Below are 12,148 nucleotides of genomic sequence, written 5' to 3' on the forward strand. Positions count from 1 at the left end.
ATCAGGCAGATTTGAGCATCTCACGCACGACATAGTGCAGGATGCCACCGTGAACGAAGTACACGGCTTCATTCGCAGTATCAATCCGCGATTTCAAGTCACAGGTTGCTGTAGACCCGTCCTTGTAGGTTACCGTCATGGTCAGCGTCTGGCCGGGCTGTATATCGCCGGACAAGCCGCTGATGCTGATGGTTTCCTCGCCTGTCAGTTTCAGACTCTTGCGATCAGTACCTTCGGGGAACTGCAGCGGCATAACCCCCATACCGATCAGGTTGGAACGGTGGATCCGCTCGTAGGACTCAGCCACCACTGCACGAACACCCAAAAGCCGGGTACCCTTGGCTGCCCAGTCGCGACTTGAGCCGGTACCGTATTCCTTGCCGGCAATCACGACCAACGGTGTACCCTGCTCCTGGTACTTCATGGCTGCATCGTAGATGGGCATCTGTTCCCCGGTGGGAACAAACTTAGTGAAGCCACCTTCAACGTTATCCAGCATTTCGTTACGGATGCGCACGTTAGCAAAGGTGCCACGCATCATGACTTCGTGGTTACCGCGCCGTGAGCCGTAGGAGTTAAAGTTTTTCGGTTCAACTCCCCGCTCCTGCAAGTACTGACCCGCAGGGCTGTCCGCACTGAAAGAGCCGGCCGGCGAGATGTGGTCGGTCGTAACCGAATCCCCCAGCATAGCCAGGATATTCGCATCCTTCACATCTTCGATCGGGTCAGGCTCTGCCTTCAGACCTTCAAAGAAGGGCGGATGCTGAATGTAGGTAGACTTGTCCGACCACTCGTAAACGTTGCTCTCGGGTACTTCGATGGACTGCCAGATTTCATCGCCATCAAAAACTTCGGCATATTCTTTCCGGAACATGTCGGTTTTTACTTTCTCAACCGCCTCGGCGATCTCCTGCTGGCTCGGCCACAGGTCTTTCAGGTACACAGGGTTCCCGTCCTGGTCTTTACCCAGCGGATCCTTATTCATGTCCAGACGCACGTTACCGGCCAGTGCATACGCCACAACAAGGGGGGGCGACGCCAGCCAGTTGGTTTTCACCAGCGGGTGCACCCGGCCCTCAAAGTTACGGTTACCGGAAAGCACCGAGGCAACGGTGATGTCACCATCGACTACAGCTTTCTCCACAGCATCCGGCAACGGGCCAGAGTTCCCGATACAGGTGGTGCAACCATAGCCCACCAGGTTGAACCCGAGTTTGTCCAGGTCCTCCTGAAACCCGCCTACTCGCAGATAGTCGGTGACCACCTTGGACCCCGGAGCCAGTGAGGTTTTCACCCAGGGCTTGGTGGTCAGACCCTTGGCAACTGCTTTCTGGGCAATCAGGCCTGCCGCCATCATCACGCTGGGGTTGGATGTGTTGGTGCACGAGGTAATGGCCGCGATAACAACCGCACCCGGGTCCAGACGGGTATCCTGCCCTTTTACGGTCAGATCCCGGCTGCAGGGATGCTGATAGCTTTTGTCGACACCCACAGCCGTTTGCCCGCCTTCCGATTTCAGCTGGCTCTCACGCTTATCGGGCGCTTGAGCTGCATCGGGCGCACCTTCTGCGGTTTCCATCAGCAACTCGAACGTTGCCTTCATATTCTTCAATGCTACGCGATCCTGGGGCCGCTTCGGGCCGGCGAGGCTGGCTTCTACCTCACCCATATCCAACTCAAGCGTGTCGCTGTAAACCGGCTCATGGCCCGGCTCGCGCCACAAGCCCTGGGCCTTGGCGTAGGCTTCAACAAGCTCTATCTGCTCATCGTCCCGACCGGTCAGGCGCAGATACTTGAGAGTTTGCTCATCCACCGGGAAGAAACCACAGGTTGCCCCATACTCCGGTGACATGTTGGCAATGGTGGCACGGTCGGCCACAGGCATGTCTTTGAGACCATCGCCATAGAATTCCACGAACTTGCCGACGACACCCTTCTTACGCAGCATTTCGGTAACCGTCAGCACCAGATCCGTAGCGGTGATGCCTTCCCGAAGCTTGCCACTGATCTTGAAGCCCACGACTTCCGGTATCAGCATGGATACTGGCTGACCAAGCATGGCGGCTTCGGCTTCAATACCACCAACGCCCCATCCGAGGATGCCAAGACCGTTAATCATGGTGGTATGGGAGTCTGTTCCTACCAGCGTGTCGGGGTACGCAACGGTTTTATCACCCTGCTGCTTTTGCCACACGGTTTTACCCAGGTACTCAAGGTTTACCTGGTGGCAGATACCGGTACCTGGTGGTACCACCCTGAAGTTATCAAACGCCTGCTGTCCCCAGCGCAGGAACTCATAGCGCTCCTGGTTGCGCTCCATCTCTATAGAGACGTTGTCTTCAAACGAGGATGGCGTACCAAATTTGTCAACCATTACCGAGTGGTCAATAACCAGATCGACAGGGGAAAGGGGGTTGATCAGTGCAGGATCCTTGCCTGCCGCTTTTACCGCCTCACGCATGGCTGCCAGATCAACCACTCCGGGTACACCGGTAAAGTCCTGCATCAGCACCCGGGCCGGGCGGAACTGAATCTCAGTGTCAGAGCGGCGGTCTTTCAACCACTGCACCATGGCATTGATGTGGTTCTGGTCCACAGTGACGCCATCTTCGTTGCGTAGCAGGTTTTCCAGAAGGACTTTCAGCGAGAAAGGCAGGCGGTTAAGGTCGCCAAGCGTTTCCGCTGCTTTGGGAAGACTGTAATAATGGAATGTCTTACCGCCAGCATTCAGGCTGGTCAGTGTGTTCAGACTGTCTTTACCAAGGCCATCATTCGACATACTTGTGCCTCCGTTTTTAATTGTGGTATGAGCAGGTTTACACGCTCATCTCCAGCCGTAAACCATCAGGCTGGCGTATATACAAGAGAATGTGAAGTCTTATATAACTATTGCATCGATTACCCAGAGTTCAACCAAGACCTGGTGAATAACCGGAATTCGCCGCCTGAATAGGACATACGGAGTCACTACAGGCAGCGGTTTGCCGCATCATCTGGCATTATCAGCCAACACTCAGCTTTCTGACGGATCAGGATAAACACTTACAGTGAAACACGATTGCCACTATCACCCAGGCGCTCCTGCCACATGGCATTGCAGGGAATGTCAGGCTTATTACTGCAGCCGCTGTATGCCCGACGCCGATACCCGCAGACACAGGGCTCTGTGCCCAAAATGCAACAAGGCCATGCAGTACCTGGGAGCCGCAACAGAAACTACTCCCTTCTGGAATCGCATCGGTGCTTTTTTCCGCTACCCATTTCATTCTGACCCGCTCATCGTCATTGCTATCTGTACCCTGGTGCCACTTGCTGCACCCGCCAGCCTGGCTGGCCTCCTGATCTGGGTGCTACTGGCTCTGGCGCTGTTCAAGTACACCTATGCGGTGATCAACCATACGGCCGAGGGACACCTGAAGCCGCCGCCTGTCTCGGTTGCCTTCACTGGCAGCGGGTTCAGCATTGTTATTCTCCAATTCCTGGTTTTTATTGTAATCGGTGGGCTGGCTGGCGCCGCAGCGCTGCTGGGAGGCCCACTACTGTTGATGCTAACCCTGGCGTTTGCAATACTCGCCCTGCCCGCAAGCATCATGATTTTAGCTATGGAGCGTTCTGTGGGGGCTGCTGTTAACCCTATGAAATTAACGGCTCTGATCTCCCGCATCGGGTCTCCTTACTTTCTGCTTTATGGCTACCTGATCCTGCTCACTCTCGCCTCAGGCATGGCCCAGGATTTTGCCCTTAATCACTTTCCATTCTGGCTCTCTCAGCCTTTGTCGGGTTTTCTCAACAGTACCTTCACCCTGATCCTGTTCAACATGCTGGGGTATCTGCTGTTCCAGTATCAGGAAGAGCTGGGGTTTACGGCGGACATTCAGGACCCAACAGAGGAAGCAGTAGTGCATCAGCGGGATCGCAGCAGCCGTTTCGATGCGGATATTGATATGAATCTGAAAGACGGCAACTACGACCGTGTTCAGGCCATGTTGAACGATGCTCTCAAAAAAGATCCGGAGGATCCGCTGCGTATCGGTCAACTCTACCGACTGCTGGCCGCCCGCAACAATGCCACCGAGTTGTACCGGTACCACCCACGAGTTCTGAGCTGGCTGGCCGACAGCAATGATGGCGAAGGCATAGCCTCTGCTCTGGAAATGCTTGAACACGTTGAGCCCGGGTTCAGACCCGATGAGCCGGAACTGGCCGTGCGCTGTGCCCGGTGTCTTTATAACAGCGGGCACTACAAGCCGACTCTGCGACTGCTACAGGACTTCCACAAGCGCTTCCCGGACAGCGAGGAACTGGCACCGGCCTATCTGCTGGTTGCACAGGCGCTTGCCAATGGCATGAATCAGTGGGAAAAAGCGACGGCTTTTCTGACGTTTATACAGAAACGCTGCAGTGATCACCCGTTGCACGAACAGGTGCCAGTGTTCCTGGAGCAAGCTCAGAAACGGGAACTCATTAAAGGGCCAAAGGCGACATTCCCGGTGCCAGACTAAGAAGAGCCGGGAGCAAGCCCCTCACTTCGTCAATCTGCTTGCAGCAACTGCCGATAGTGGCGCGCCTTCGGTGCCATTTGGAGTTTTTCAAACTCTTCGGCGAGCAACCGGCAGGCCTCCGTGGCCAGTACCGGGTCGCCAGCCCCTCGCAGCCGCTCAAAAGCCTTCTCTGCGGCTTTAAGGTCGTGCTGTTTCAAACTGGCAAACAGCACCCGATTATGATCTTCAGCTGCAAGCGGGTGGTGACTCTCACCTTCCCGCAGATATTCCTGCCAAACAGCTACCACTTGCTCCGGTTGTCGGCGGCTCAAGGCGTCGTTCATCCGTTCCCGGGTGCGGGAAAGGTATTCTGGCAAGTCCGGCCGAAGCTTGGCGAGGTGGTAAAGATGCTCCAGCAGGATGGGCCGGTCAGGGTATTGCTCACGCAGGGCCTCGAACTGCTGCCGGGCCAGGTTAAAGTTCATGCGCCCCAGGCTGTCCATCGCCTGTGCATAGCCGGCTGTAAAGTGTTCGTCCCGCTCGTCCTCCGCCGGCTCAAAAAACTCCTCGCGTACCTGCAGCCAGCTTTTACCCAGCAACCCGACCAGGCCGGCGCCCGCCAGAAGGCCTCCGGCGTGGGCCATATACGCCACACCTGTGGCGCCGGAAAACCAGTAATCGTAAATTTCCTTGCCTAACCACACGGGCAGTATCGCCAGTGCGGGCGCCCGGAAATAATTAAAATACACCCCTAAAAAATAGAAGAAACGAATCTTCTGTAGCCCGTAGATGGCTACGTACATGCCCATCAGACCGGAGATCGAGCCAGAGGCACCCACCAGGGGCACCGGGCTGCCCAGGGAAAAGGCGGTAAAAACAAGGCCGGACAAGGCGCCGCAGGCCAGATACGCCAGCAGATACCGCCCGGGCCCCAGCGCTTTTTCGACCGTAAATCCAAGAAGAAACAGGAACACCAGGTTCCCTATAATATGTCCCCAGCCACCGTGCAGGAACTGATAGGTAATCAGCGAAGACAAAGACAGTTGCGCAGGAGTCAGGCCCAGCTTCTGGGCACTCATCTGCTGAATATAGGCTTCTTCAATGACTGTACGCTGCTCAAGCCAGTGTGTGCGCTCCGCCGGAGTCCAGATCACATCACTGTTCTGTTGCAGGTACTGGTAGAAATCCCGATCCATGAGCAGACTGGCCGACAACCAGAAAGCCTCACCTTCTTCCCTGAGTTTCTGGTACCGTCGCAGCTCGAAAACCCGCTCTTCTTCACCCTGAAAACGTATTTGCCGTTGCAGATAATCTTCGTAGGCGGGCCCTTCCATCCCGGGCAGGCCGGCGTCTACATAGAGCTCTACCGCCTGCTCCAGCTTGCGACTATCGCCACCCTGATAAAACAGAAAAACCAGGACACACGCGAGCATTAAGCCCAGAGTTACCCAGGGCGGGCGCTTCCAGTTAACTGCGTTTTCTGCAGGAATGATCAGCATTGGCTGTCACAATTCATCATAATCTGTCCCTGAAAAGCTGTTTTCTACCACAGCAGTGTCCTGATTGCGCGCTTTAATGGTTTTCAGTGTGAATGGCCTGTCGACCATTCGCCAATTGCCGTTATTTCTGCCGCCATTAATAGTGAGCAGGGATAACAAGAAAATCAGAGAGCTGAATCAAGGATACTGTCAATGACTGTACTTGTACTGGACAACCCGGAGTTACTTGCCAACGCTGCTGTGGTTCCCGGCTTTAATGCAGCAACCCTTGTGGCTGAAAGCAAGCGCCCCCAAAGATTGCGCTTTCATTTTGGTTTTAACAAACACATGCCAGATGCTTCAGATCAGGCAATTATCCGACAACATGCAGTTTACCTGAGACACAACCCAGGCATCAGCGTCCGTGTTCACGGTCATTCTGATAATTTTGGCGCTGAAGACTATAACCGCTTCCTGTCACGGTTACGCACGAATGCGGTGGTGAGGTTACTGGTGTCAGAAGGGATTGCTGAATCACGCATTCTGGTGGCGGGATGGGGATCCTCCCGCCCTCTCGCTACACCGGAAGACCGGGCGGCGAACCGCCGCGTAGAGCTGGAGTATCTGACCGATGGCATGGCAGAAGCGCTCTGAAGCCAACAGCCCGGAGCCGGTACAATCGGCCCCGGGCCTTGCGAGTTATGCTATCCGCCGTACACCTTCCAGACATTCCCTAACAGCATCAGGGCGGCCGCCAGAATGGCCAGCCAGGTCAGCACAATACCTATGGCTCTTGCTTTATGGGCTCGACCCTGACCGTTAATCATGCCCCAGGCGTGAAGAATCCGACCCACTACCAGTGCCATTCCTGTCCAGTAGACATAACCGCTGGCTACGCCGTTAAGCTCAGCGATTCCCAGCATAATCAGTGCAAACGGTGCATATTCAACAAGGTTCCCGTGGGCACGGACCGCAGCCACGAAATCCGGATCATCGGTCACCCCCAGGTCCTTGTTGTATTTCAGCCGGAATTTTACTACATGGGCTGACAGCACCAGCAGAAGAATACCGAGTACAGCCGCGAAAACACCGGTAACGGGCACGATCATGCTCAGCTTTTCCTTATTTTGCTAACGATAGCCAGCAGTAACACCGCCCCCACAGTAGCGGTGACCAGTTCGCCAACGGCGCCCTGGGCCGCAAGACCCAGCAAGCGGAAAACAAAACCACCGAGAAAGGAACCCACAATACCAACGCCAACATTCACCAGCACGCCAAATCCGCGACCTTTCATAATCAGACCGGCAAGCCAGCCGGCCACACCACCAATAATAAGAAACAAAATCAGGTTCATCGTTTGTCCTCCTGGCTGGACGTTAATAAAGAGCTTGTGCAGCAAAGTTTCCAGACCTGCAAAGACTGCCCTGTTTTACCTGCTGCTTCAACCACAGAAGGGCGCCAGAGCATCAACGACATAAAAACGCTGAACAAACAAAACCAACAGCATCGCCATCCACAAACCTGCGCCCTCCATAAAACGCACGACTCGTTGTTTTCGGCGCGCGCGGAGCTCTCCTGTAAGGCGAGAGGCCGGACGCTGAAGCAATGACCGGGCACCGGACCTGGATACTATAGATAAAAACATCATGGCAATGATCCTTTGACTGCATGGATAAATCAGACCCGATCATTGCAACAACCCGAAAAGGCACTCCCATGGCAGAACCCGACAATCTGCAACCCAAAAGTGATGAATTATGACAACCCCGCAAGCCAACCTTGTTCTCAACGCCCGCCATGTTTAAATAGAGACTCATAATCCACGGATAATCGCCAGAAAGATGAAGAAACACCTTGCCCTGATAGAGGACGAACCCGCCATCCGCGACAACTACCGCGACGCCTTCGAGCGCCGGGGCTACCGTATATCCGCTTATAGCGACCGCTCCTCTGCCTGGCAGGTGCTGCGCCAGAGCCTGCCCGACCTTGCCATTATCGACGTCGGTCTCGGCAATGAGCCCGAAGGCGGGTTTGCCCTGTGCCAGGACCTGCGCTCTCTGTCCGGAACACTGCCCATTATTTTCCTCACCGCCCGGGACAGTGATATTGACTCCGTGCACGGCCTGCGCCTGGGCGCTGACGACTATGTTACGAAAGACATGAGCATGGAACACCTGCAGGCGCGGGTCACCGCCTTACTGCGCCGTGCCGATGCCTGGGCAGAAGCCCTGAAAAAACCCGAGGAAGTGGTCAACCGCGGCCGTCTCAGCCTCAACGTGGACCGCATGACCATCACCTGGGACCAAATTCCTTTAGATCTCACGGTAACGGAGTTCTGGATGCTGCACTCACTCGTACAGCATCCCGGTCACGTGCGCAGCCGCGAACAACTGATGGACGCCGCCAACACCGTGCTTGATGACAACACCGTAACCTCCCACATCAAGCGCATCCGCAGCAAATTTCTGCAGATTGATAGCGCCTTCAACGGTATTCAGACAGCCTACGGTATGGGCTACCGCTGGAATGCCCGTGAGAGCTGATCCGTGACCCTCAAACGCCAGCTCTTTGTTGCCAGCCTGCTAATGCTGCTGATCCCCTGGGCAGGCCTGCAGTTTGTGCTGGAGCTGGACCAGGCGCTGCGGCAACAGGCGCTGCAACAACTGGAGGACCAGGCAAGCCAGCTGGCACAAACCGCCGGCGACCGGGTTCCGGGAATGCCGGTGATTACACCGCAAACACCCGCCATTTACGTGGAAAAACTCAACAGCCCTATCAACCTTGATGGCTACGGTGATGACTGGCCCGGCTATGATGAAGGCGAGCAGTTCCAGCCCTGGCAAACCGCCACCCCGCCAGACGGGCCCCCTGCAAATACCACACAACCCGTCCTGCGCTGGCAGGCTGCCAGTGACCAGCGCCACCTGTACCTGCTGATACGCATCAGTAACCGCCAGCCTGTTTTCTTCAATCCGGGTGCGCCCAAACAAAACCATGACAGACTTCGGCTCTGGCTGGAGCCGGCAGAAAACGACCTGACCCCTGAAAACCAACCCGCCTCCTGGCTGATCCGCACCCCGGCTCCCGGCCGGGTATATGGCATTACAACCACAGAACAAACGCCTGATTACAGGGTGAATGGCTACTGGCACAGTGTCGGCAACGGCTGGCAGCTTGAACTGAAACTGCCCAGGCCAGCCCCCGGCAGCCGTCTGGGCTTTGCGGCCCGGTGGCAGGGCAGTCAGGACATTGAACACACGTCAACAGCAACAAACCCATTACCGGTTCTGGCCGAGCGCAACCCTGAACTCGAACGCGCACTGATGTCCGGAATGAACAAAGGCCAGGTGGTCCGGCTGATTGAATCAGGAGGGTGGGTGGTGGCGCAGCAATCCACACCTTCCCGGCAGGAGCGCCCGGATTTCGAGACACTCAGTTACCTGGACATTGCCGAACACATCGGCCTCAACGCACTGCGCGCGCTGGTACAGTTCTATCAGCCAACACCTGCAACCCTGGCTGCCAATACCCATCAGCTCACCATGGACTCATTGCCTGGAAAAGGGCTGGTGCGACATGACGATGACAGTATCTGGCTCATGACCACCCATCCGGTATTCGGTGGCCGGACACTGATGCTTGAACAATCCCTGGACCAGCTGCTGACTCTCTCCGGCTCCGCCCTGGGCTCCGTTATCGCCCGCAGCACCTTTATCATCATTGGCCTGACTCTGGTGTTGCTGGGTTATGCCAGCTGGCTCTCCTGGCGAATCACACGCCTGCAACGTGCTGTCAGCGCCAGTATCGATCAGGATGGCCGGATTATTGATACTCTGCCGGCCTCCAACGCCAGGGATGAACTTGGTCAGCTGCAGAATCATTTTGCCCGGATGGCCCATCGGCTTCACGGCTACAACCGTTATCTGGAAAGTTTTTCACGGCGTCTGTCCCATGAACTCAAAACACCTGTAGCCATCGTACGCTCTTCTCTGGAAAACCTTTCCCACAGCGACACTCAAGAGGAGCGCTCGCAGTATATCGGGCGCGCTGCTGCAGCCACCGAACGCCTGCGGCAAATCCTCAATGGCATGAGTGAAGCCACCCGCCTGGAGCAGAGTTTTGACCACGCGGACAAAGAAGTATTCGATCTGGCAGAGGTTATCACTCAGGCGACGGCAGCCTACCAGGCCCTGGACCAACAGCATCAGCTCAGCTACACAGGCCCGGAATCCGGCATCAGCCTCACCGGCTCTCCGGAGCTGGTGGTACAGATGCTTGATAAGCTGGTGGATAATGCCCGGGATTTTACGCCACCAAATGGCCAGATCCGGATTGGCCTTGAACAAACCGGCCACGACATCTGCCTGTCCGTTTTCAACGAAGGCCCGCCACTGCCAGACAGCCCGGGCACCAGCATTTTCAACCCGTTCGTGTCCGTCAGAGAAGGCCGGGAAGAGGGTCATCTCGGGCAGGGGTTGCTCATTGTCCGGCTAATCGCTGATTTTCATGAAGGCCGTGTAGAAGCAACCAGTGAAAATTATAACGGTATGAGCGGCGTCCATTTCCGGATTACCCTTCCGGCCACCCGGGGTTAATTGCTGAACAGCTCCGGATCTCCGGCAAACTGACGGTAAAACTGTTGTGCTGTGCGGCCATTGCGCACGCCTTTGGAGGTGGCAAACCGGATTGCCGCAAGGTGCAGACGTTCGCGATCAGATACATCCGGAAAAAGCGCATCCACAGCCTGCAGATACACCTCCTGAGGAAACGCATAGAAGGATAACTGCAAGCCAAAACGGTCAGCCAGCGACACCTGTTCTTCTATTGCCTCGGCGGGGTGCACCTCTCCATTCTGCGAGGTGCTTTGCAGGTTGTCCGACATGAATTCCGGCATCAGATGACGCCGGTTAGAGGTGGCATAAACGCGAACATTGTCGGGTGGCAACTCCAGTGACCCTTCAAGTACACTTTTCAGCGCCTTGTAACCCGACTCGCCCACATCGAACGACAGGTCATCACAGAAGATGATGAAACGGAACGGCAGATCGCAGATATCGTCAACAATCTCCGGCAGATTGACCAGATCGTCCTTATCTACCTGGATCATTCGCAGCCCCTGCTCTTTGTACCGGTTCAGCAGCGCCTTGATCAGCGATGATTTTCCCGTTCCTCTGGCACCCCAAAGCAGCGCATTATTTGATGGCTGCCCTGCCAGAAAGCGTTCGGTATTACGTGCCAGCGCCTGTTGCTGGCGTTCAATGCCTGTCAGAGAGCCCCACTGAACCGGGTCCAGCCGCCGTATGGCACGCAAGCCGGCACGATGGCGCCGCCAGACCGCGGCGGGTGTTGAAGACCAGTCAAACGGTTCGTTTCCAGACATACATTCTCTTCCTGTTTTTACACAATTGCATACAAGCCCGCACCAGCGGCCCGGTATCAGTATATCTGTACAGGCTAAGAGCGTGCTATCCGGAAGGCGATAAAGCGGAGCAGAGACAAAAAACGGTGTGAAGGCAAAGCCGACACACCGTCAGGGTGGGGGTCACACCACTACAAATCAGAACTGGAACTTGAGACCCACCTGGGCCGTATCAAAGTCGGGACCGTCGTTGTTTAGCTGGCCATTAAAGTCATCTTCATCAACATCTACGTTGTAGCGGTTATATTCCAGGAACGTAGTCAGGTGCTCCGTAATGCGGAAGTCGACACCTGCACCGACAACGGGGCTGACTTCATCGTAGGTTTCGCTCTCATCAAACGCGTCTACATCAAGCGCGGCAGCAAAGGCGCCGGCCTTGGCATAGACACCAAAGCTATCGGTTACCGGCAAACGGCCGATGGCAACCAGGGAGCCACCTTTGAGCTTGCCGTCAACATCGTCTTTACCAAAGTTACCGAAATCGACGTAACCCGCTTCCAGAGCAAAGAACTGGTTGAACTGGTAACCAAGCCCCGCGCCAAACAGATCATTGGAGTCATCAAAATCGCCATTATGGGACTTATAACCACCGTAACTACCCTTGATATACGGGCCGGAGGTGTCGCGATCAGATGAGCTCTGTGCAACAGCGACCGGAGCTGCAAATACACTGGCAGTCAAAACAGTGGCGCATGCAATACGAGCTTTAGAGTTCATATGCGTCTTCCTCATCAGTTGAGAAGTCCATTCATTAAGGCGTTCTCCGGGCA

At 55.6% G+C, this 12,148-nt stretch carries 11 protein-coding genes; 4 read left to right on the top strand and 7 right to left on the bottom strand.

All coding sequences use genetic code 11. The features are described from left to right. Position 1: 1 nt before the first annotated feature. Positions 2-2,779 carry an aconitate hydratase AcnA gene (gene acnA, locus FFI95_RS02150; protein WP_144820699.1) on the bottom strand — a complete coding sequence of 926 codons (2,778 nt, stop codon included), beginning with the start codon at positions 2,777-2,779 and terminating at the stop codon, positions 2-4. 268 nt (positions 2,780-3,047) lie between these two features. Here acnA and FFI95_RS02155 point away from each other — a divergent pair, with 268 nt between their 5' ends. Next, a complete protein-coding gene (locus FFI95_RS02155; RefSeq protein ID WP_144820700.1) occupies positions 3,048-4,502 on the top strand; it encodes a DUF4013 domain-containing protein in 1,455 nt (484 codons plus the stop codon). 29 nt (positions 4,503-4,531) lie between these two features. Here the strand turns inward: FFI95_RS02155 and FFI95_RS02160 are convergent, their stop codons facing one another. After that, on the bottom strand, positions 4,532-5,980 hold the full coding sequence (locus tag FFI95_RS02160) for a rhomboid family intramembrane serine protease (RefSeq protein WP_144820702.1): 1,449 nt from the start codon (positions 5,978-5,980) through the stop codon (positions 4,532-4,534). 192 nt (positions 5,981-6,172) lie between these two features. On the opposite strand from FFI95_RS02160, the gene FFI95_RS02165 reads away from it, so the two are divergent. Further along, positions 6,173-6,613 carry an OmpA family protein gene (locus tag FFI95_RS02165; RefSeq protein ID WP_144820703.1) on the top strand — a complete coding sequence of 147 codons (441 nt, stop codon included), beginning with the start codon at positions 6,173-6,175 and terminating at the stop codon, positions 6,611-6,613. Between the two features lie 50 nt (positions 6,614-6,663). On the opposite strand, the gene FFI95_RS02170 is transcribed toward FFI95_RS02165, so the two are convergent. The 3 genes from FFI95_RS02170 to FFI95_RS02180 form a co-directional block, all read right to left on the bottom strand. Next, positions 6,664-7,068, bottom strand: a complete 405-nt coding sequence (locus FFI95_RS02170; protein ID WP_144820704.1) for an MAPEG family protein — start codon at positions 7,066-7,068, stop codon at positions 6,664-6,666. Positions 7,069-7,070: 2 nt separating this feature from the next. Further along, positions 7,071-7,313: a GlsB/YeaQ/YmgE family stress response membrane protein gene (locus FFI95_RS02175; RefSeq protein ID WP_144820705.1), complete on the bottom strand. Its 243-nt coding sequence runs from the start codon at positions 7,311-7,313 to the stop codon at positions 7,071-7,073. Between the two features lie 87 nt (positions 7,314-7,400). Next, a complete protein-coding gene (locus tag FFI95_RS02180) occupies positions 7,401-7,607 on the bottom strand; it encodes a hypothetical protein (RefSeq protein ID WP_144820707.1) in 207 nt (68 codons plus the stop codon). Positions 7,608-7,800: 193 nt separating this feature from the next. Between FFI95_RS02180 and pdsR the strand changes: the two genes are divergently transcribed. Both pdsR and FFI95_RS02190 read left to right on the top strand, forming a co-directional pair. Then, positions 7,801-8,502 (top strand): proteobacterial dedicated sortase system response regulator, encoded by a 702-nt coding sequence (pdsR, locus tag FFI95_RS02185; RefSeq protein WP_144820708.1) that lies wholly within the window; start codon positions 7,801-7,803, stop codon positions 8,500-8,502. A gap of 3 nt (positions 8,503-8,505) precedes the next feature. Beyond that, positions 8,506-10,554 (top strand): ATP-binding protein, encoded by a 2,049-nt coding sequence (locus FFI95_RS02190; RefSeq protein WP_144820709.1) that lies wholly within the window; start codon positions 8,506-8,508, stop codon positions 10,552-10,554. Here FFI95_RS02190 and FFI95_RS02195 read toward each other — a convergent pair. After that, the gene (locus tag FFI95_RS02195) at positions 10,551-11,339 is read right to left on the bottom strand and encodes an ATP-binding protein (RefSeq protein WP_144820710.1); all 789 of its coding nucleotides are present in this window, start codon (positions 11,337-11,339) and stop codon (positions 10,551-10,553) included. The two genes, FFI95_RS02190 and FFI95_RS02195, sit on opposite strands and share 4 nt — an antisense overlap. Before the next feature lie 177 nt (positions 11,340-11,516). Next, positions 11,517-12,095 carry a porin family protein gene (locus FFI95_RS02200; protein ID WP_144820712.1) on the bottom strand — a complete coding sequence of 193 codons (579 nt, stop codon included), beginning with the start codon at positions 12,093-12,095 and terminating at the stop codon, positions 11,517-11,519. Positions 12,096-12,148 lie beyond the last annotated feature (53 nt).

This window comes from Marinobacter piscis (genome assembly GCF_007671655.1).
Lineage (GTDB): Bacteria > Pseudomonadota > Gammaproteobacteria > Pseudomonadales > Oleiphilaceae > Marinobacter > Marinobacter piscensis.